This window comes from Streptomyces sp. NPDC127108 (genome assembly GCF_042677545.1).
In the GTDB taxonomy this organism is placed as follows: Bacteria; Actinomycetota; Actinomycetes; order Streptomycetales; family Streptomycetaceae; genus Streptomyces.
Map to the genome: position 1 here is coordinate 178,626 of NZ_JBHXTE010000008.1, position 19,052 is coordinate 197,677.

A 19,052-nucleotide genomic window follows, 5' to 3' on the forward strand; every position below is an offset into this window, starting at 1 on the left:
CCCGGTTTGGGGGGGGTGTTCATCGCCCCGAAAACAAAAAACTACCGTGGTTGTGATTTAACTTTCCTGGCTCCCCCCGCGACTGCGGCTTTGAACTACTTACTTACTCGCCTTCGCCAGCGCGAGCGCATACTCCGGGTACCACTGCCCGGCCTGCGGGCCACCGCGACACGTCCCGTCGGACTCCCCGGGCCGCTTGACCCACACATAGGCGTCGATCAGGTCGTCCCCCGTCTTCGTGGTGGGCGCCTCGCCGAGCGCCCGCCCGGGCGGGTTGCACCAGGGGTCCTTGCCCTTGCCGGTGTACGGGCCGTTGCCATTGCGGCTCGTGTCGATGATGAACGGCTTCCCGCCGACCTTCGAGGACAGCGTCTTGCCGTAGGCCTTGCTGGCGTCCGTGGTCTGGAAGTTGGAGACGTTCACGGAGAACCCGTCGGCGAGCTCGACGCCGGAGCGCTTCAAGGGGTCGTGCAGCGAGTCGGGCTGCGACCACCCCGCGTTGCCCGCGTCGAGGTAGACCTTCGTGTTCTTCAGGGACTTCAGCTTGGTGACGGCGCCCTTGAGGAGGTCGTAGCGCTCCTCGTGGAACTGCTCGGGCGTGCACTTGTCGACCATGTGAAGGACCGCGTCCGGCTCCAGGACGACCGTGGCGTGCCGGTCGCCGATGCCCTTGGCCACGCCGTCGATCCAGGCGCGGTAGGCGTTGCCGTCGGCGGCGCCGCCCTTGGAGAACTGGCCGCAGTCGCGGTGCGGGATGTTGTAGAGGACGAGGAGGGCGTCCCGGTCGGCCTTCTCGGCGGCCTCCGTGTATCCGCGGGCCTCCTCCTCGGGCTTCTCCGGGCCGATCCACTCGCCGACGGGCTGCTCGGCGATCTTGCGGATCTGCTCGGCGTCGTCCTTCTTGCCGTCCTTGTCGTACGCGGCGACCTGCTTGGCGGCGTTCCCCTCGGGGTTGACCCAGAACGGGTCCTTGCCCTTGGGCTGTTGGCTGACGCCGTTGCCGGAGCCCTCCTCGTCCTTGCCGTCGCCGTCCGACGAGCACCCGGAAAGCAGCAGCGCGGCCCCCGCGAGCGCCACCGTCACCGACACCCCCCTGGCCGCGTAGCCCCGCCCGCGACCTGTGATTTTGCGGTACATCCACTCCCCCTCGGGTGCACAGTCCGGTGCTCAATCCTGACATAACTGCGTGCGGCTCACGAGGTCCGGCCACCCCGGCGACACACCTGTAGGAGACCTGTTACAGCCCGCCGAAGCGGGGTAGGCGAGGGGCCGTGGGGGGCGGGACAGAAAGGGCAGGGTCATGCTGGACCGCACCTCTGCGCGCAGGATGGCACAGGCCCTGGTGGAGGCTGCCGACACCGCCGCCGACGACTTCGACGCGGAACGCCACCTTCGGCGCGTCTGCCAGCACTGTGCCGAACTCCTCGGCGCCCTCGCCGCCGGCGTGATGTACGCCGACGCCCACGGCGCCCTCCACGTCGCGGTCAGCGACAAGGGCGGTGAGCTGGCCAAGGACCTCCTCGAAGCCCAGGCGGCGGACGGCCCCTGCCTGGAGGTCTACAGCACCGGCCGCCCCGTGGCACCCGTCCGGCTCGCCTCGGCCGACGCGCTCACGCGCTGGCCCGGCTTCACGGAGCGGGCCCGCGCGCGGGGCGTGTTCGCCACGTTCGCGGTGCCGCTGCGGACCCGCAAGGGGGTGCTCGGCGCGCTCAATGTCTTCGTGGCGCGGGCGCCGGACGGGAGCCGATCCCCCAGCCGTCCGCAAGAGGGCGAAGAAGACGGCGCGTTGGCGCTCGCGCAAGCGCTCGCCGACGCCGCCGGGGTCGGGTTGCACAACCACCGCGCGTACGCCGCGTACCGCGACCTGTCCCGGCAGCTGCAGTCCGCCCTGACCAGCCGCATCCGCATCGAGCAGGCCAAGGGGATACTCGCCGAGCGCTGGCGGACCGGTCTGGACGTGGCCTTCGAGGCGCTGCGGCGGCACGCGCGCCGGGAGCGCCTGGTGATGGACGTGGTCGCGGGCATGGTGATCGAAGGCGCCCTGGACGACGCGACGTTGCTCGGCGAGGACTCGTAACCCTCCCGATCGCCCTGTCCACTTGGCGCCAAAAGGCCTCTAGGCCACGGCCGTCATCCGTTCTAGAGTCAGTCCTACGGCCCAAGCCCCCGGCCGGAGTTGCCTGTTCCACAACGTTGGGACCATCTGAATCGCTGGGACCATCCAAGGCCTCCCGTGCCGGCGCCGGGTTTCTCCCGCAGCTCGAGCGCGCGCGGTCGAGGACCAGCCCGGTCGACGACTCCGGGGGGAGCGGGTCGTTGGCCGGGCCAGGTTGTGTTCGCGTCGGCCGCGCGCCGGGGTGCGCGCCGTGCGCATGGGTCCGCACGTCAGGGGCGCGAGGACTGGTTGACAGTGTCCATGACCACCTGGGACTCTCCGGGCGACAAGTCCATACATCGAGGCGACGGTTGCCAGGAACCCGGTGCGACTCCGGGACGGTCCCGCCACTGTTACCCCGCGCGAGTCACCGCTCACCCGCGCGCGGAAGTCAGGAACTGACCCGTCGTCCTCCTGCCATGGGGCGTGGAAACCCCAGAAGGAGAACACGTATGTCCACCGCTACGCCTGCCCACGGCCCGGCACACTCGGACACCGCGGCGATACAGTCCGCGACGATCGAGACCCGCGACTGGCTCATCGCGGCGGCCGCCGCGATCATCGCGCTGATCGCCCTGTACGCCGTCTTCATGGACAACGGCTCGCTGATCTCGGCGACCGGCGACTACCTGCACGAGTTCGCTCACGACGGCCGGCACCTCTTCGGTGCTCCCTGCCACTGATCGGGGCCGCACGCACCATGCCGACGTCCCCGAAGTCCCCGAACTCCCCAACCGCTCCCAGTACTTCCCCCGACCCATCAGATCCCTCCGGCGAATCCCCCAAGTCGCCTGAAACCGCTGAAACCTCCGCGGCCTCCGCGGTCCCCAAGGCCCCCGACACTCCTGCCCGCGCCCGGACCGGTGGCTCTCCCGTGCTGCCGCTGCTCGGTCGCGGGATGGTCGCGGGAGCGCTCGGCGGGCTCGCCGCGGGCCTGTTCTCGCTGCTGCTCGCCGAACCCCTGATGGACAAGGCGATCCGCGCCGAGGAGGCCCGTTCGCACGAGCACGAACCCGCGGGCGGCGCCGTGCAGCACCACGAGGAGCTGTTCTCGCGCTCCACCCAGCACGCGGGCCTGGTGATCGCCCTCGTCGTGGCGGGGATCGCGATCGGCGTGCTGTTCGCCGTCGCGTACGCGCTCGTGCACCGGCGTGATCCGCGCGCCAACCCGTGGCCGCGCGCCCTCGCGTTCTGCGCGGCCGCGTTCTGCGCCGTCTCGCTGTTCCCCGCGCTGCGCTATCCGGCGGCCCCGCCCGGGGTCGGCGACGCGGGCACGGTGGGCGACCGGCAGGAGATGTGGCTGGGCGCGGTCGTCCTCGGCGTGCTCGGCATGTTCCTGGTGTGGCAGGTGTACGTACGCCTCGCCGCGCGCCCCGTACCGGTGCGGCAGTCCGCGGCCGCCGTGACGGCGGTGGCGGTCCTCGCGCTCCTGTGGGCGCTGCCCGACAACCCCGATCCGGTCCCGGTCAGCGCGACCCTGCTGTGGGACTTCCGGATGCTGTCCCTGGCGTCGCACGTGCTGCTGTGGGCGGTGTTCGCGGGTGTCTTCGGCGGCCTCGGGCTGCGCGCCCTGCGGACGAAGGAGCCGGTCACGGCCGGTGCGGCGGGCTACGGCTCGGCGGCGCCGGTGAGCTAGCGGCTACGGCCTCGCGGCCCCGGTGAGGTAGGCGGACACGACCACGTTGGCCGAGTAGGTGCGGCTCGCGCGGTCGAAGGTGCCGCCGCAGGTGATCAGGCGCAGTTCGGCCCGGCCCTCCTCACGGGGGCCGTAGGCCGTGCGCGCGCTGAAGTCGTCGCGGCCGAGGACCTGCACGTCGTCCACCGTGAACTCGGCGACCGAACCGTCGTCCCTGGTCACACGCACCTTCTCGCCGGGGCGCAGGGTGCTGAGGTGGTAGAACACGGCGGGCTTGGACTCGGTGTCGACGTGCCCGACGAACAGGGACGTGCCGCGCGCGCCGGGGCGCACCCCGCCCCCGTACCAGCCCACGACACCCGGCTGTGCGAACGGCGGCGGGTCGATGGCGCCCTCCGCGTCCAGGCCACGGGCGACGACGGGGGCGCGGACGCCGAGGCCCGGTACGTCGACGCGCTGCGGGCGGGCGGCGGCGAGCGGCGCGTGCGGAGGCGGCAGGTCGACCCCGGCGGGGCGGCCGACGGCGGCCACGTCGCCCGTCGTCGGGTCGGAGAGGCCGCCGCGGACGTCGGTGATCTCGTTGCCCCACAGCCACAGGCCGACGAGCAGGAACGCCCAGGCCACGCCCATGACGAGGCGGCTCGTGCCGGGCGGGTGGGGGCCCGCGTCCGGGTCCGGGCCCGTCACGGTGTCACTCCGGGTGGCGGCGGCGGACGCTGCGCAGCGCCACGGCGACGGCCGCCACGCCCGCGAGGACCAGGCCGACGACCGCGTGCCGGGTGCCGGGGCCCGCCTCGTCGGCCTCGGCCGCGGCCGCGGTGAGGGAGGCGGTGCCGCCGCCTCCGGCGCGGACCGGGGCGGTGGGGGTCTGCCCTGTTCCGGCGCCCGCCACCTGGACCGTGCCGACGCCCTGGTGCGGGTGTCCGTCACAGGTGACGGTGATCTCGTACGTTCCCGACACGCCCTGCCTGACCCGGGTGGTCCCGGAGAGGGTGTTCTGCTTGCCGTCGCGGCCCGTCAGCTCCGCGTCCCGCGTGAACGCGCCCGATCCCGCCGCTCCGGTGGTGCCGTCGCACCCCTTCACCCGTACGTCGACGCGGGCACCCGGGGTGGCGTTCGCCGGGGTGACCTGGGCTTTCACCTGGTCCTTGTCATGCGCGGTTGCTGGCGGGGGCGCCCATGCGGCGATGAGGACGGCGACGCCGACGCCACGCACGGCGAGCGAACATATACCCATCGTGAACCTCCTGTACCAGCAGGTTCCCGCCCTCCCGGGGCCCGCGCATCCCCGACACACCCGTCCGGGGCGGATGCTGGCGAGGGCGCCTTGACCAGTGGCTGTGCCCCGTAAGGGGCGCGGGGAACTGCGCGACCAGCCACAACAAAGCCGCAGACGCGTCTGCCGGGATCTCAGCAGACGCGTCTGCGGCTTTTCTCGCGCTGAGCGCGCAGTTCCCCGCGCCCCTTACGGGGCCCGACTGAGCCCGCGCGCAGCGTGCCCGTGACGGGGCTCGGTCAGACCCTGTCGACCAGGTCGGCGATCGAGTCGACCACGTTCGACGGGCGGAACGGGTGCCGGTCGATGTCGGCGCGGGTCGTGAGCCCGGTGAGGACCAGGAAGGTCTCCATTCCGGCTTCCAGTCCGGCGAGGACATCCGTGTCCATGCGGTCCCCGATCATCGCGCTCGTCTCCGAGTGCGCCCCGATCGCGTTCAGCCCCGTCCGCATCATCAGGGGGTTCGGCTTGCCCGCGAAGTACGGCTGCTTGCCGGTGGCCTTGGTGATGAGGGCGGCGACGGCACCGGTGGCGGGCAGCGGCCCCTCCGTGGAGGGCCCGGTCTCGTCCGGATTGGTGCAGATGAAGCGGGCGCCGGCGTTGATGAGCCGGACGGCCTTGGTCATGGCCTCGAACGAGTACGTCCGGGTCTCGCCGAGGACCACGTAGTCGGGGGCGTGGTCGGTGAGGACGTACCCGATGTCGTGCAGGGCGGTGGTGAGTCCGGCTTCGCCGATGACGTACGCGGTGCCGCCGGGACGCTGGTCGTCGAGGAACTTGGCGGTGGCGAGCGCGGAGGTCCAGATGTTGTCCACGGGGACGTCGAGGCCCATGCGGTTGAGCCGGGCCTGGAGGTCACGGGCGGTGTAGATGGAGTTGTTGGTGAGGACGAGGAACGGCTTGCCCGAGTCGCGCAGCTTCTTGATGAACGCGTCGGCGCCGGGGATCGGTACGCCTTCGTGGATGAGCACGCCGTCCATGTCGGTGAGCCACGATTCGATGGGCTTGCGCTCTGCCATGGGGTGCACTCCTGCGGTCTGCGCGAACTGATGCTGCTGGGGGCGCCGGGACGACAGTGTGCCGACGCCCCCCAGCGTAATCACGAAGCGCTGATCTTCACCCCGTCGATCACCCAGAACCAGTTGTTGCCCCCGGTGTAGCGGAAGTGGACTTGGGCGGTCCGGGCGCCCGCCGGGACCTGGAGCCGCAGGGACTCCACGACGGAGGGGGTGTCGGCGGCGTACGTCTTCACGACGGCGGGCGCCCCGCCGTCGTAGGAGACGAGCACCTGGCCCTGCTGCGGCGCCTCGTGGCGGTAGAACGTCGTGTACGTGAGGGTGGCCGCGGCTCCGCCCCGCACCTCGTACGCGGGACTGCTCAGGGTCGAGTCGAAGGTGCCGGTGACGGCCTTGTCGGACCACTCGTCGCCGTCGGCGACGGCGAAGACGCCGCGGGCCCGGATGTTGAGCTCGCGCTGCTGGTCGCGCTGGGTCTTGGTCCAGAACTCGTCGGTCGTGAACGACCAGCCGCGCCACTCGGTGACCCCGCCGCCACCCATCCGGGAGTTGTCGACGGACCAGCCGCTGGGCGGGGTGTGGGTGAAGCCGATGACGCCCGCGCCGACGCCGGTCTCGTCGACGGGCGGCTTGAGGGAGCCGCGCAGCGCGTCGAAGGCGTCCGGGGACGGCTGCTGTATCGGGCGTCCGTCCAGGCCCCAGGCCGGGTCGATCGGGACGCCGAGGTGCGCGAGCGCGCTGGCGGCGACGTCGGGCATCCGCACGTCGTGCCGCACCGACCCGGCCGCCGTGCCGCCGCCGCGCGCGATCAGGAAGGTCTGCCGTTCGGCCCAGCTGGACCCGCCGTGGCCGCCCGCGTCGGTGTGGCCGTGGTCGGCGGTGATCATGATGAGCCAGTCCTCGTCGCCGTACGTGCCCCGGGAGGTGACGGCGTCGACCAGCTGACCCACCTGGCCGTCGGCGGTGCGGATGGCGTCCAGGTACTGCTGGCTGGCGGCGCCGTCGCTGTGCCCGGCGTGGTCGATGTTGTCGAGCTGCACGAACACGGCGTCCGGGTCGGCGTCGCGCAGTCTCGCGACGGCCCGCGCGGTGGTGCCGGTGTCGTATTCGGCGGCGGGCGTGGACACGCGGGTGTCGACCTTCGGCGAGAAGATCGTGTCGGTGATGGGCGCCCAGGAGGACACGGCGTACGTGTTCAGGGACGGCTTCGCGGCCTCGGCGCGGGTCATGAAGTCCGGGTAGCGGGCCAGGTCGTGGCCGGTGAAGTCGTTGTTGAGGACCTTGTGCTTGTCGGGCCAGACGCCGGTGAGGAGCGTGGACCAGCCGGGGCCCGACGAGGTGGGCGCGAGCGGGTTGGCGTAGAGGGCGCTGGGGGCGGTGAGCCCGTCGGCCATCAGGGACTTGAGGGTGGGTGCGGTGGCGTCCTTGATGCGGCTGAGGAGCGCGCCGTCGAGGCCGATGATCAGGACCTTGGGCTTGCGCGCGGCGGCGTGGGCGACGGTGGCGAGGGGGCCCGCGGTGACGGCGAGGGCGGCGCCGAGGGACGCGGCGGAGACGAGGAGCGAGCGGCGGGACGGGCCGTGGGACACGGTTCCTCCGGGAGAGTCACGACAGGGAAGGGGTGTGCGGGCATGCCAACGCCCCTGGCGGTGCAGGGGCGTTGGTCCAGACTCGTTACCGTCAGGGGTGACGGCGGGGGTGCTCAGCTGCCGGTGGCCGACTTCCAGTCCTCGACGTACGACTTGAGGTTCTTGGAGATGTCGTCCCAGTCCGGCTCGAAGACCTCGACGCCGTCCATGAGCTTGTCGAGGGCGATGGCGTTGGCGTCGGTGGCCTTGATGTCCTTGCGGGCGGCGAAGCCACCGCCGATCTCGCTGACCTGCGCCTGCGCGGTGCGGCTGAGCAGGTAGTCGAGGAACTTCTTGGCGTTGGCGCTGTGCGGCGCCTTGTTCACGAGCCCGGCGGCGTAGGGCAGCGCGAAGGTGGTGGGCTTCTTGCCCTTCTTCGCCGGGAACCAGATGCCGAGGTTCGGCATGTCCTTGGACTGCGCGTAGTTCATCTGGACGTCGCCGTTGGCGACGAGCAGTTCGCCCTTGTCGACCTTGGGGGCGAGCTTGCCGGTGGAGGCGGACGGGCCGACGTTGTTGGACTGCAGCTTCTCCAGGTACTTCATGGCGGGCTCCTTGCCGCCGAAGTCGTGCATGGCCTTGATGAGGACGGCGGTGCCGTCGCCCGCGACGCCGGGCGTGGAGTACTGGAGCTTGTTCTTGTACGCGGAGTCCGTCAGCTCGTCCCAGGTCTTCGGCGCCTTGGAGCCGCCGAGTTCCTTCTTGTTGTGGATGAACCCGAAGTAGTTGTTCACGACGGAGGTCCACTTGCCGTCGGAGGCCTTGTTCGCGCCGTCGACGTGCTCGGACCCCTTGGGCTCGTACGTCTGGAGCAGGCCCTTCTCGTCGGCCTGCTGGATGAACGGCGGGAGCGTGACGATGACGTCGGCCTGGGTGTTGGACTTCTCGCGGACGGCGCGCTGCACCATCTCGCCGGAGCCGCCCTCGACGTACTTGACCTTGATGCCGGTCTTCTTCTCGAAGTCCTTGAAGACCTTGTCGTACCAGCCGTCGCCGTTCTCGCCCTTGAGGCCGTCGGCGCTGTAGACGGTGACGACCTTGGCGTCGGACGCGGCGGAGTCGCCGCCGCAGGCGGTGAGGGTGCCGGCGAGGACGAGGGAGCCGGACAGGGCGGCGAGCGTGCGGACGGGGACGCGGGGGTGGCGGGACATAACGTGTCGTACTCCTAACGAGTCACGAGTGACAACGGGACACGGAAAGCAGGGGGGTTGGGGAGGTCAGCGGTAGGAGGCCTTGGTGCGGATCCGGGAGACGGCGAACAGGACGAGCAGCGTCGCCGCCATGAGGACCACGGCCAGGGCGGCGCCGGTGAAGGTGGCGCCGCGGTCGGTGGCGGCGTAGATCCGCACGGGCAGCGGGGTCCAGTCCGGCGGGTAGAGCATCATCGTGGCGCTCAGCTCGCCCATGGACAGGGCGAAGCAGAGCCCGGCGGCGGCGGTCAGGGACGGCAGCAGCAGGGGCAGTTTCACCCGCCACAGGACGTACGCGGGCCGGGCGCCCAGGGACGCCGCGGCCTGCTCGTACGCCGGGTCGAGACGCACGATGGCGGCCGCGACCGACTGGTAGGCGAACGCCGTGACAAGAATGGCGTGCGCGAGGACGACGATCGTGGACGTGCCGTTGAGGATCATCGGCGGCTTGCTGAAGGCGACGAGGACCGCGAGGCCCACGACCACCGACGGCACGGCGACGGGCAGCATGAACAGGGTGTCGAGGGTGCGCCCGCACAGCCGCGAAAGCCGTGACGTGCCCTCCCCGCGCCCCTTCAGCGCGGCGGCGGCAAGGGCGGCCCAGGTGCCCGCGGCGAGCGCAATGAGGCTGGCGCCGAGGGCGGTGAGCAGGCTGGTGGTGAGGGCCTGGAGGGATTCGCCGCGGGTGGCGGCCGAGTAGTGCTCGCCGGTGAAGCCGGACGGGAACGCCCCCGACCAGTGCCCGGCGAACGACGCCGCGACGATCACGAGGAGCGGCAGCGCGAACAGCGGCAGGAAGAGCACGAAGAAGAGGACCCAGGTCGCCCACTTGCCCTTGCGGCTATGCACCAGCACGACGGCTCACCACCCGGTAGAGGCCGTACAGGCCCACGGAGATCGCGATGTTGACGACGGCGACGACGCAGGCCGCCGGGTAGTCGGACTCGAGCATCGCCTTGCCGTACACGAGCATCGGCAGCGTCGTGACGTCCTTGGCCCCGGTGAAGAGCACGATCCCGAACTCGTTCAGGCACATCACCAGGACGAGGCTCCCGCCGGCGGCGAGCGCGGGCAGCGCCTCGGGCAGGATGACCTGCCGTACGACCCTGAGCGGCCGCGCCCCCAGCGAGGAGGCGACCTCCAGCTGGGCCGTGTCGATCGCCGAGAACGCGGCGAGCAGCGGCCGCATCACGAACGGCGTGAAGTACGTGATCTCGGCGAGCAGCACGCCCCACGGCGTGGTGAGGAACTGGAAGGGTCCGTCGCCGGTGGCCCCCGTCGCGTCCGTCCACAACCCGTTGGCCATGCCCTTGGTGCCGTAGATGAACAGCAGCGCGAGCGTGATCAGGAACGACGGGAAGGACAGGAACACATCGATGAACTTCGCGACGGCCTTCCCACCGGGAAACGGCACGAACGCGATCACCAACGCGAGCGCGAACCCGAGCACCAGACACCCCACAGTGGCCCCCACCGCCAACCACACCGTCGTCCCCAGCGCCTCCCGGAACGACTCGGAGGCGAACACATCGGAGTACGGCTGCAGCGAGGTCCCGCCCGTGTCGGGCTGCACGGACTGCTGCACGACGAGGGCGAGGGGATAGAGAAACACAAGCCCAAGCAGGGCGACCGGGGGCAACGCCCACACGAACGCGGGCACACGAACTTGCCGTGCCCGCTGCGGCTCGCGCCCCGGCCCCGGGTCACGCTCCTGTTCCGTCCGCCGCTGTGGGCAATCGTTCCGCAGGGCGGGACGGGTGGGCACAGCCCCAGGCCGACGGCCACCGTCCACCAGGCGCTCAGTCGGACTACCCATCGGTCACCCCTGCGGCCAGCAGCACCGCGTCCTCCGGCGCGAAGTGCAACGTAACGCCGCTGCCAAGCCCCGGCGGCTCCCGAAGCTCCCGCAGATCCGCCTTCACGGAGTGACCCCCCACATCGACGAACACCCGATGCGTGGCCCCCCGCCACTGCACCTCGGTGACCGTCCCGCTCAACGCGTTGGGCCCCGGCCCGAGCCCGACCAGATGCGGCCGCACACACAAAGTGGCGGAAACCCCGGCGGCCACCTCCCCGGTGTCGACCTTCAACTCGGCCCCACCCAGGGAGACCGACCCGACCCCCACAGAAACCGGCAGGAGATTCGCGTTGCCCACGAAAGAAGCCGTGAACTCGTTCCGCGGCCTGCGATAAAGCTCCTGCGGAGTCCCGCAGTCCTGCAACCGGGCCCGGTCCATGACGGCGATCCGATCGGCGAGAGTGAGCGCCTCGACCTGGTCATGGGTGACGTACAGAATGGACACGTCGGGCAACTCCCGGTGCAGCCGGGCGAGTTCGGCGAGCATCCCGGACCGGAGCTGCGCGTCGAGCGCGGACAGCGGCTCGTCGAGCAGCAGCACCCCCGGCCGGATGGCGAGCGCACGGGCGATGGCGACGCGCTGCTGCTGCCCCCCGGACAGCTCCCGGGGATACCGCTTGGCGTACGCGGCCATCCCGGTCAGCTCAAGCGCGTCGGCGACCCGCCCGGGAATCTCGGCCCGGGCGACCTTCTGCGCCTTGAGCCCGAAGGCCACGTTGTCCTCGACCCGCATGTGCGGGAACAGGGCGTACTGCTGGACGACCATGCCGATGCCGCGCCGGTGCGGCGGCAGCGCGGTGACGTCGCGGTCGCCGATGAACACGCGCCCGGAGGCGGGCCGCACGAATCCGGCGACGGCCCGCAGCGCGGTGGTCTTCCCCGACCCCGAGGGCCCGAGCAGCGCCATGACCTCACCGGGCTCGACGGTGAGGTCCAGGCTGTCGAGCACTGTGTTCTCGCCGTGCCTGCCGTACGCGACGGACACGGAGTCGAAGCGTATGCCGCTGCTCATCGGCGAAAGCCCCGGAGCAGCGCGGGCAGTTCGGCGACGGAGCCGAGGACGTGGGTGGCCCCGGCGCCGGTGAGGGCCGCCGTGTCGTGGGCGCCGGTGAGCACCCCGGCGACGACTCCGGCCCCGGACCGCACCCCGCTGCGCATGTCGTACGCGGTGTCCCCGGCGACGGCGACCTCGCGGACGTCGTCGGCGGCGCCGGTACGCAGGAACGCGGCGAGCACCATGTCGGGGTAGGGGCGCCCGCGGCCGCCCGCGTCGGCGGGGCACAGAGTGAGGGCGACGAGGTCGCGCCAGCCGAGGGCGTCGAGGATGGCGTCCTGGGTGACACGGGCGAAGCCGGTGCTCAGGACCACGGTCAGGCCGTCGGCCCGCAGTTCCTCGACGGCCTCGCGGGCCCCGGGGATCGGGGCGATGCGCCCGCCGTCGACCAGCTGTCCGTACGCCTTCTCGAAGGCCGCGTTCGCCCGCTGTGCGAGGTCCTCGTCGCCGAACAGGTGCCGGAAGACGGAGATTTTCGACTCGCCCATGGTGGCGCGGACGTACTCCAGTTTCGCGGCGTGGTCGGCGGAGCCCTCCTCGACGCCGAGTTCGCGCGCGGCGGCGGCGAAGGCCTGCTCGACCAGGCCGCCGTCGGCGACGGTGGTCCCGGCCATGTCGAGCACCACAAGTCGTACGTTCGCGTTGACGTTCTCGGTCAACTTCCTCACCATCCCAGCTCGTCGGCGGTCTTCTCGGCGATGGCGGGCGAGCAGGTCATGCCGCGCCCGCCGGGCCCGGTGACCAGCACGACGCCGTCGCGCACCTGCTCGCGGTGCACGACCCGGCTGGTGTCGACGCACTGCGCGTACACCCCCGCCCAGCGCCGCCTGATCCTCGGCAGCGGGCGCCCCAGGAAGCCCTCGACGACCTCGGTGAGGTGGTCGTAGGGGTCTTCGAGGGTGTCGAAGGCGAAGGGGTGTTCGTACTCGTGGGTGTCGCCGATGGTCAGGCCGCCGTCGGCGCGCTGCACCATGAGCAGCTGCATCTTGTGGGCGGCGGCGGTCGGCGTCTGGGTCTGCCCGGCGTTGAGGGCGTCCAGCTCCGGCGACTTGTACGCCGGGTAGTAGCGGAAGCTGTCGGCGTCGGCGACGGACGTGGTGAGCGGCTCGCCGAGCGGGGCGGTCTGCATCATCTGGAGGCGGACGCGGCGCACCGGCAGCTCCGGCGCGAGCTCGCGGACGAGGCCGCCGAGCCAGGCGCCGGTGCACAGCACCACGACGTCGCCGCGGTGCACGTCGCCGTGGTCGTCGCGCACGGCGCCCGCGCCCACGACCTCGCGGACCTCGCGGCCGGGCAGGAAGGTGTAGCGCGGCGACTTCGACAGCTCTGCGCGCAGGTGCGGCTGGGCGGTGCGCGGCTCGACGGCGGCGTCCCGCTCGCACCACAGGGCGGCGGTGAACTCGCCGCGCAGGGCCGGGTTGAGCGCGCGGGCCTCGTCGGCGCCGAGCAGTTTGTAGCCGCGGGCCGCCGCGTCGGGGCGGGCGAGGGCGGCCTCGGCGACGGCGCGCTCGCGCTCGTTGCGTACGAGGGTCAGCGAGCCGATGGCACGGAAGCCGAGGCCCGGGACGCGGGCGCCGATCTCCTCCCACAGCTCGCGGGCGCGCAGGGCGGTGTCCAGCTCCTCGCCGCCCGCGCGGCCGCTGACCCATATCTGCCCGAAGTTGCGGAGCGACGCCCCGCGGGCCTCGCTCTCGCGCTCGATCTGTACGACCTCGTGGCCGCGCTCCAGTGCGTGCCAGGCGTGCATGGTTCCCACCACGCCGGCTCCTACGACGATGACTCTCACGACGGCAACGCTCCTGTCGACGGGTGACCCGGCGGGGGCCGGTTGGCAACGGGACGGTGAACGGGCCATCAAGCTTGGACTAGACCCGTTACCGTTCCGTAATCATGAGGGGTCGACGAGCGTGCGGGAAGAGGGCCGACTGACGTACGGGAAGGGGGAGTTCGCCGCGCGCGCCGCGGGGCGGGTCAGCTCTCGCCGCCGGCCAGGTGCGTCGTGAAGGAGAAGCGGTCGCCCCGGTAGAGGGTGCGCACGCGCTCCAGGGGGCGGCCCTGGGTGTCGCGCGATACGCGGTGGATCAGGAGCATGGGCAGCGCGGGCGGCGTCCCGATGAGCAGGGCCTCGCGGGGCGTCGCGAGCACCGTCTCGATGCGTTCGTCCGCGTCGCCGAAGGGGATGCCGAGCCGTTCGCGCAGGTAGGCGTAGAAGGACGAGTCGGGTTCGAAGTCCCGGTCCAGGCGCGGCACCCGCTCCACGGACACATAGGTCGACTCCAGGCCCACCCGCTCCTCGTCCGCGAGCAGCACCCGCTCCATGTGCCACACGGGCTCACCGACGGGGACCCCTATGTCGGCGGCGAGCGCGGCCGGGCACGGGAAGCGGTCGAGGGAGATGAGGGTACGTCCGGGGGTGCGGCCCTGGCGGCGGACGCCCTCGGTGTAGCTGGCGAGCGACAGGGGCTGTTCCAGCTTGGGCCCGGCGACGACGGTGCCGCGGCCCTGGCGGCGCAGGCGGCCCTCCAGGAGCAGCTCGCGCAGGGCCTGCCGGACCGTCTCGCGCGCGACCTCGTACCGCTCGGCGAGGTCCCGCTCCGTGGGCAGCGTCCGCCCGTCGCCGAGGTCGTCGATCAGCTCGGCGATGCGGGCCTTGACGGCGTAGTACTTCGGGATGCGGCCGTGCTCGGGGATGCCGGAGCGGATCGGGGCTCCGGGAGCCTGGTCGCGCAGGTGGTCGGGCGGGGCGGCGTTGGGCTTGTCCACGGGCAGATGTTCGCACGTCGCGGGCGTGGGGGTGGGGGTGGGCGGGCGCGGGGACGCGGAGGGGGCCGGGATGCGGAGAAGGCCGGGATGCGGAGAAGGCCGGGATGCGGAGAAGGCCGGGGCGCGGAGAAGGCCGGGGCGCGGAGAAGGCCGGGCCCGTGCCGCCGGGTGGTGCTTCGGCTGGGGCGGCGACGGACACGGCCTTCTCGGAGGCGGTGGGACGGCTGTGTCAGCTCCCTCTGGCCCGAAGGCGCCGAGATCCCACCACAAGGGCCACGCCGCCGAGGAGGAGGGCGGCGGCGGTGACCCCGAGCCCGGGCAGGTATCCCGGGCCGGTCCTTGCGAGTTCGCCGGGGGCTGCGGCGGCCGGACCGCCCGCCCCGACGATGTCGAACGCGTAGTCGTTGGAGGCGCCCACCCAGTCCCCGTCGTCGTCGCGGCGCCGCACCACGGCGGCGCTCGCCACGACGTCACCGGGGGCGGCGTCGGAGGTGAAGGCGAGCCGGAGGCCGACGGTGCGGGTGGAGCCGGGGGCGAGGGTGAAGCCGGGGCTCCCATCGGCTCCGCCGCCCCCACCGCCGAGGACGCCGATGGTCTCGTCCCGGTCCGTCCGCTCGAACCGCACCGGCCGCCGCCGCGTCCCGTCGTCGAACTCCAACTGGATCTGATGCGGCTTCAGGGACTTGCCGCGGTCGACGAGCACGATGACGGGGTGGACGTTTCCGCACGTGACGTCCGTGGTGTTGGTCAGCTCCAGGGACCAGCTCCGAAAGCCGCCGCCGCGTTCGTACGTGGCGGGGCCGCCGCTGATGCGGGTGCCGATCGGGAACCCGTCCCCCGCCCCCTTCGCACAGCCGGGCCGCGGCGCCCCCGGGCCGCTCGCGCGCGCCGGGTCACCGGCGGCCGCCGCCACCTCGGCCCCGGCGGGCACGAGGGTGACGGCGGCGGCGACGGCGACGCCTGCCGCGAGGGAACTGCGAAGTCGCATGGGGAGCCCTTGCTGGCGGCCTGGGTGCGGGGAGCACCGGGGACGGCCGAACTGACGGCGGAACAGCGCCCGTTGGGATGCCCGGAAAGCGGCCGGACGACAACGGGTCGCGGCCCAGACCCTGCCACGCGCGCGCGACCCCGCACCTGCCCCGACGCCGTCGGCGACCCGTTCGGCTGGCCGATTCCCCCCTAACAGCCGATTCTTCGTCAAGTCCGATTGGCGGGAAAGGCGGCACCCGCCCGGCCGAAGAGCGGGGCGAGGACGAGTTGCGCGGCGCCCTCCGCGACGCCCCGGTCACCGCCGGGCGCGACCCGCACGCCGACGGCCTCCCGGGCGCCCTCGCGCCGGGCCCGCTCGGCGACGACGGCACCGACACCGCGTACGAACAGCTCCTCGGCGGCGCCGACGGTACGCCCGCCGAGCAGTACGAGGTCGATGTCGAGCAGCGCGACCAGGTTGCCCGCGGCGGTGCCGAGCACGCGCGCGGCCTCGCCGAGGTCCCCGCGCGCGACGGCGGCCAGGCACAAGGCCTCGACGCACCCTCGGTCACCGCACTCGCAGGGCGGCCCGTCCAGCTGCACCACTTGGTGCCCGAACTCCCCGGCCCCGGTCCGCGCCCCCCGGTACAACCCCCCACCCAACACGAGCCCGGCCCCGAGCCCGGTCCCCAGATGCAGATAGGCGAACGCCTCGGCGGCCCCGCCGAGCGCGAGCCCGAGCGCGGCGGCGTTGGTGTCCTTGTCCACCTCGACCGCGAGGTCGAGCCGCCCGGCCAGCGCGTCGCGCAGCGGATACCCGTCCCACTCCGGGAACCCGGTGACGCGCTGCAGCACCCCGGCGGAGTGGTCGAGCGGCCCCGGCAGAGCGACACCGACGCCGAGCACGCCGGATGCCGCCGCGGGCGCCCCCGCGCCGCCCGGACCCCCGCCGAGCAGCACCTCGACCTCGGCCGCCGCGGCCGCCACGACGGCCTCGCAGCCGGCGCCGAAGTCCAGCGGGACCCGCCGCTCGGCGACGACGACCCCGGCAAGGTCGACGAGGACGGCGAGCAGCGCGTCGCGGTCCAGGTGCAGGCCCACGGCGTATCCCGCGCCGGGGACGAGCCGAAGCAGCGTCTGCGGCTTCCCCCCGGTGGAAGCCCGCCGCCCCGCGTCGGCCACCAGGCCCTCCTCCCGCAGCCGCGCGACGATCTTGCTGACGGCCTGCGGAGTGAGCCCGGTCAGCGACGCCAGTTCCAGGCGCCCCACTCCCGCGCCCCCGGCCCGCCGCAGCAGATCGAGCACGAGCGCCGCGTTGTGCCCCCGCAGCGCCCGCAGATTCACCCCGGCCCCGCCGGGAACCCCCGGCCTCTTCTCACTGTTCACACCCCCATTGTCGCCGCCGCTTGCACTTTGGCAACACCGTTGCCAAAGTAGAGGGCATGACTCAAGGCACGAACGACCTCCGCGTGGGCCTGATCGGCTACGGCCTCGCGGGCTCCGTCTTCCACGCCCCCCTGATCGCCGCGACCGAGGGCCTGGCCCTGGACACGGTCGTCACGTCGAACGCCGAGCGGCAGGCGCAGGCGCGCGCCGAGTTCGGCGCGGACCTGCGCTGCGCGGCCGACGCCGACGAGCTGTGGGACCGCGCGGACGACCTCGACCTGATCGTGGTGGCGTCGCCGAACAAGACGCACGTACCGCTCGCGACCGCCGCGCTCAAGGCGGGCCTGCCGGTGGTCGTGGACAAGCCGCTCGCGGGCACCGCGGCCGAGGCCCGCGACCTGGCGGCCCTCGCGGACGAGCGCGGCCTGCTGCTCTCGGTGTTCCAGAACCGCCGCTGGGACAACGACTTCCGCACGCTGCGCGCGCTGCTCGCCGAGGGCGCCCTCGGCGACGTCCAGCGCTTCGAGTCCCGCTTCGAGCGCTGGCGCCCGCAGCCGAAGGGCGGCTGGCGCGAGTCCGGCGACCCCGAGGAGATCGGCGGCCTGCTGTACGACCTGGGAAGCCATGTGGTCGACCAGGCCCTGGTCCTGTTCGGCCCGGCGGCGGCGGTGTACGCGGAGGCGGACGTGCGCAGGCCGGGCGCGCAGGCCGACGACGACACGTTCATCGCCGTGACGCACGCGGGCGGCGTCCGCTCGCACCTGTACGTGAGCGCGACGACGGCCCAGCTCGGCCCGCGCTTCCGGGTGCTCGGCTCGTCGGCGGGCTATGTGAAGTACGGCCTCGACCCGCAGGAGGCCGCGCTGCGCGAGGGCAGGCGGCCGACGGACGAGGACCCGTGGGGCGTGGAGCCGGAGGCTCTGTGGGGCAAGGTCGGCTCGGGCGAGTCCCCGCTGACCGGCGGCGGCCGCCCCGAGCCCACGCTGCCGGGCGACTACCCCGCGTACTACGCCGCCGTGGCCGCCGCGCTGCGCGGCGAGGGCGACAACCCGGTCACCGCGCGGGAGGCCGCCGCGACGCTCGACGTCCTGGAGGCCGCGCGCCGCTCGGCCCGCGAGGGCGTGGCGGTGACGCTGTGACGACGCGCCCCACGACACCGGCACAGTCCCCGGCGCCCACCGCCCCCACCGTCGCCGAACTGGAGGAGCAGGAGCGGCGCCTGACGCTCCGCCGCTTCACGTACGACGACGCCTGGGCGCTCGGCTCCCTGCTCGTGGACATGGCCCGCGAGCGCGAGGCGCCGGTCGCCATCGACATCCGGCGCGGCGGCCAGCAGCTGTTCCACGCCGCGCTGCCGGGATCGACGCCCGACAACGACGCGTGGATCGACCGCAAGCGCCGCGTCGTGGAGCGGTACGGCTGCTCCTCGTACCTGGTGGGCAGCAGGTTCCGCGCCAAGGGCACGACGTTCGAGGAGTCCTCGCGGCTCGACCCCGACCGGTACGCGGCGCACGGCGGCGCGTTCCCGATCGCGGTCGAGGGCGCGGGCGTCATCGGCACGGTGGTCGTCTCGGGCCTCCCCCAGATCGCGGACCACGCGCTGGTGGTGGCGGCCCTGGAGCGCTTCACCGCGTCCTGACCGGACGACGACCGCCCCGCGCCGTCATGGCGCGGGGCGGTCGTTCCTGTCAGCGGTCAGCCGTCCGGATCAGTCCACCTGGTCCTCGGCGCGGCGGCGGATCATCACCACGAACCCGACACCGGTGCCGACGAGGGCCGCGGCGATCGCGCCCACGAGCGCCAGCTCACCGGACGAGGTGCCGGTGTGGGCCATCTCGCCGTCGCTCTTGCTGGGGCTGGGCTGCGGGTGGGGGTGCGTGGGCGAGTCGGACGGGGACGGGCTCGGGCCGTCACTGTCGGAGGGAGACGGGCTCGGGCCGTCGCTGTCCGACGGCGAGGGGCTCGGGCCATCGCTGTCCGACGGCGAGGGGCTTGGGCCATCGCTGTCCGACGGCGAGGGGCTCGGGCCGTCACTGTCCGACGGGGACGGGCTCGGACCGTCGCTGTCCGACGGCGAGGGGCTCGGGCCATCACTGTCCGACGGCGAAGGACTGGGGCCAT

General features: G+C 72.7%; 20 protein-coding genes, 1 pseudogene and 1 riboswitch. Of the genes and pseudogenes, 6 read left to right on the forward strand and 15 right to left on the reverse strand.

Annotated features, from left to right (window positions below; translation table 11 throughout):
• Window positions 1-99 precede the first annotated feature (99 nt).
• Complete coding sequence (locus ACFVHO_RS09225; RefSeq protein ID WP_385711778.1) at window positions 100-1,137, reverse strand: glycoside hydrolase family 6 protein; 1,038 nt, start codon at window positions 1,135-1,137, stop codon at window positions 100-102.
• 163 nt (window positions 1,138-1,300) lie between these two features.
• Here ACFVHO_RS09225 and ACFVHO_RS09230 point away from each other — a divergent pair, with 163 nt between their 5' ends.
• The 3 genes from ACFVHO_RS09230 to ACFVHO_RS09240 all read left to right on the forward strand — a co-directional run bounded on the left by ACFVHO_RS09230 (window position 1,301) and on the right by ACFVHO_RS09240 (window position 3,791).
• Window positions 1,301-2,077: an ANTAR domain-containing protein gene (locus ACFVHO_RS09230; protein WP_385711779.1), complete on the forward strand. Its 777-nt coding sequence runs from the start codon at window positions 1,301-1,303 to the stop codon at window positions 2,075-2,077.
• Window positions 2,078-2,426: 349 nt separating this feature from the next.
• A riboswitch (cobalamin riboswitch) is annotated at window positions 2,427-2,577 on the forward strand.
• 30 nt (window positions 2,578-2,607) lie between these two features.
• Complete coding sequence (locus tag ACFVHO_RS09235) at window positions 2,608-2,838, forward strand: CbtB-domain containing protein (protein ID WP_385711781.1); 231 nt, start codon at window positions 2,608-2,610, stop codon at window positions 2,836-2,838.
• Between the two features lie 191 nt (window positions 2,839-3,029).
• Entirely contained in the window at window positions 3,030-3,791 is a 762-nt protein-coding gene (locus ACFVHO_RS09240; protein WP_385711782.1) for a CbtA family protein, read from the forward strand.
• Between the two features lie 3 nt (window positions 3,792-3,794).
• Here the strand turns inward: ACFVHO_RS09240 and ACFVHO_RS09245 are convergent, their stop codons facing one another.
• From ACFVHO_RS09245 to ACFVHO_RS09305, 13 genes are all read right to left on the reverse strand, one after another.
• Window positions 3,795-4,421, reverse strand: a complete 627-nt coding sequence (locus ACFVHO_RS09245; protein ID WP_385711849.1) for a class F sortase — start codon at window positions 4,419-4,421, stop codon at window positions 3,795-3,797.
• A 61-nt stretch (window positions 4,422-4,482) separates the two neighbouring features.
• Entirely contained in the window at window positions 4,483-5,028 is a 546-nt protein-coding gene (locus tag ACFVHO_RS09250) for a hypothetical protein (protein WP_385711784.1), read from the reverse strand.
• Window positions 5,029-5,306: 278 nt separating this feature from the next.
• Window positions 5,307-6,086 carry an HAD-IIA family hydrolase gene (locus tag ACFVHO_RS09255; protein ID WP_385711786.1) on the reverse strand — a complete coding sequence of 260 codons (780 nt, stop codon included), beginning with the start codon at window positions 6,084-6,086 and terminating at the stop codon, window positions 5,307-5,309.
• An 80-nt stretch (window positions 6,087-6,166) separates the two neighbouring features.
• Complete coding sequence (locus ACFVHO_RS09260) at window positions 6,167-7,672, reverse strand: alkaline phosphatase family protein (RefSeq protein ID WP_385711788.1); 1,506 nt, start codon at window positions 7,670-7,672, stop codon at window positions 6,167-6,169.
• Window positions 7,673-7,785: 113 nt separating this feature from the next.
• Window positions 7,786-8,862, reverse strand: coding sequence for a 2-aminoethylphosphonate ABC transporter substrate-binding protein (locus tag ACFVHO_RS09265; protein WP_385711789.1), 1,077 nt, complete (start codon window positions 8,860-8,862; stop codon window positions 7,786-7,788).
• Between the two features lie 66 nt (window positions 8,863-8,928).
• Window positions 8,929-9,756, reverse strand: coding sequence for an ABC transporter permease (locus ACFVHO_RS09270; protein WP_385711791.1), 828 nt, complete (start codon window positions 9,754-9,756; stop codon window positions 8,929-8,931).
• On the reverse strand, window positions 9,743-10,717 hold the full coding sequence (locus tag ACFVHO_RS09275; RefSeq protein WP_385711793.1) for a 2-aminoethylphosphonate ABC transporter permease subunit: 975 nt from the start codon (window positions 10,715-10,717) through the stop codon (window positions 9,743-9,745). The genes ACFVHO_RS09270 and ACFVHO_RS09275 overlap by 14 nt, the downstream gene beginning before the upstream one ends.
• On the reverse strand, window positions 10,710-11,771 hold the full coding sequence (locus ACFVHO_RS09280; protein WP_385711794.1) for an ABC transporter ATP-binding protein: 1,062 nt from the start codon (window positions 11,769-11,771) through the stop codon (window positions 10,710-10,712). The genes ACFVHO_RS09275 and ACFVHO_RS09280 overlap by 8 nt, the downstream gene beginning before the upstream one ends.
• The gene (locus tag ACFVHO_RS09285) at window positions 11,768-12,472 is read right to left on the reverse strand and encodes a phosphonatase-like hydrolase (protein WP_385711796.1); all 705 of its coding nucleotides are present in this window, start codon (window positions 12,470-12,472) and stop codon (window positions 11,768-11,770) included. Before ACFVHO_RS09285 ends, ACFVHO_RS09280 begins: the two co-directional genes overlap by 4 nt.
• Window positions 12,473-12,477: 5 nt before the next feature.
• Complete coding sequence (locus ACFVHO_RS09290) at window positions 12,478-13,599, reverse strand: TIGR03364 family FAD-dependent oxidoreductase (protein WP_385711797.1); 1,122 nt, start codon at window positions 13,597-13,599, stop codon at window positions 12,478-12,480.
• 185 nt (window positions 13,600-13,784) lie between these two features.
• Window positions 13,785-14,576: a GntR family transcriptional regulator gene (locus ACFVHO_RS09295; protein WP_385711799.1), complete on the reverse strand. Its 792-nt coding sequence runs from the start codon at window positions 14,574-14,576 to the stop codon at window positions 13,785-13,787.
• A gap of 229 nt (window positions 14,577-14,805) precedes the next feature.
• Window positions 14,806-15,564 (reverse strand): hypothetical protein, encoded by a 759-nt coding sequence (locus ACFVHO_RS09300; protein ID WP_385711801.1) that lies wholly within the window; start codon window positions 15,562-15,564, stop codon window positions 14,806-14,808.
• Window positions 15,565-15,773: 209 nt separating this feature from the next.
• Window positions 15,774-16,931 carry an ROK family protein gene (locus ACFVHO_RS09305; protein WP_385711803.1) on the reverse strand — a complete coding sequence of 386 codons (1,158 nt, stop codon included), beginning with the start codon at window positions 16,929-16,931 and terminating at the stop codon, window positions 15,774-15,776.
• 56 nt (window positions 16,932-16,987) lie between these two features.
• On the opposite strand from ACFVHO_RS09305, the gene ACFVHO_RS09310 reads away from it, so the two are divergent.
• Together ACFVHO_RS09310 and ACFVHO_RS09315 are read left to right on the forward strand one after the other, a co-directional pair.
• Complete coding sequence (locus ACFVHO_RS09310; protein WP_385711804.1) at window positions 16,988-18,070, forward strand: Gfo/Idh/MocA family oxidoreductase; 1,083 nt, start codon at window positions 16,988-16,990, stop codon at window positions 18,068-18,070.
• Window positions 18,067-18,570, forward strand: coding sequence for a heme-degrading domain-containing protein (locus ACFVHO_RS09315; protein ID WP_385711806.1), 504 nt, complete (start codon window positions 18,067-18,069; stop codon window positions 18,568-18,570). The genes ACFVHO_RS09310 and ACFVHO_RS09315 overlap by 4 nt, the downstream gene beginning before the upstream one ends.
• Window positions 18,571-18,639: 69 nt before the next feature.
• On the opposite strand, the gene ACFVHO_RS09320 is transcribed toward ACFVHO_RS09315, so the two are convergent.
• Window positions 18,640-18,765, reverse strand: a complete 126-nt coding sequence (locus ACFVHO_RS09320; RefSeq protein WP_385711807.1) for an LPXTG cell wall anchor domain-containing protein — start codon at window positions 18,763-18,765, stop codon at window positions 18,640-18,642.
• A gap of 43 nt (window positions 18,766-18,808) precedes the next feature.
• On the opposite strand from ACFVHO_RS09320, the pseudogene ACFVHO_RS09325 reads away from it, so the two are divergent.
• Window positions 18,809-19,052: pseudogene (locus ACFVHO_RS09325) on the forward strand (hypothetical protein); the annotation flags it as partial.

Coding starts and splice junctions, on each gene's coding strand:
- ACFVHO_RS09225 (WP_385711778.1), bottom strand. CDS start 1,137: ATGTACCGCAAAATCACAGGTCGCGGGCGGGGCTACGCGGCCAGGGGG.
- ACFVHO_RS09230 (WP_385711779.1), top strand. CDS start 1,301: ATGCTGGACCGCACCTCTGCGCGCAGGATGGCACAGGCCCTGGTGGAG.
- ACFVHO_RS09235 (WP_385711781.1), top strand. CDS start 2,608: ATGTCCACCGCTACGCCTGCCCACGGCCCGGCACACTCGGACACCGCG.
- ACFVHO_RS09245 (WP_385711849.1), bottom strand. CDS start 4,421: ATGGGCGTGGCCTGGGCGTTCCTGCTCGTCGGCCTGTGGCTGTGGGGC.
- ACFVHO_RS09250 (WP_385711784.1), bottom strand. CDS start 5,028: ATGGGTATATGTTCGCTCGCCGTGCGTGGCGTCGGCGTCGCCGTCCTC.
- ACFVHO_RS09255 (WP_385711786.1), bottom strand. CDS start 6,086: ATGGCAGAGCGCAAGCCCATCGAATCGTGGCTCACCGACATGGACGGC.
- ACFVHO_RS09265 (WP_385711789.1), bottom strand. CDS start 8,862: ATGTCCCGCCACCCCCGCGTCCCCGTCCGCACGCTCGCCGCCCTGTCC.
- ACFVHO_RS09275 (WP_385711793.1), bottom strand. CDS start 10,717: ATGGGTAGTCCGACTGAGCGCCTGGTGGACGGTGGCCGTCGGCCTGGG.
- ACFVHO_RS09280 (WP_385711794.1), bottom strand. CDS start 11,771: ATGAGCAGCGGCATACGCTTCGACTCCGTGTCCGTCGCGTACGGCAGG.
- ACFVHO_RS09300 (WP_385711801.1), bottom strand. CDS start 15,564: ATGCGACTTCGCAGTTCCCTCGCGGCAGGCGTCGCCGTCGCCGCCGCC.
- ACFVHO_RS09310 (WP_385711804.1), top strand. CDS start 16,988: ATGACTCAAGGCACGAACGACCTCCGCGTGGGCCTGATCGGCTACGGC.
- ACFVHO_RS09320 (WP_385711807.1), bottom strand. CDS start 18,765: ATGGCCCACACCGGCACCTCGTCCGGTGAGCTGGCGCTCGTGGGCGCG.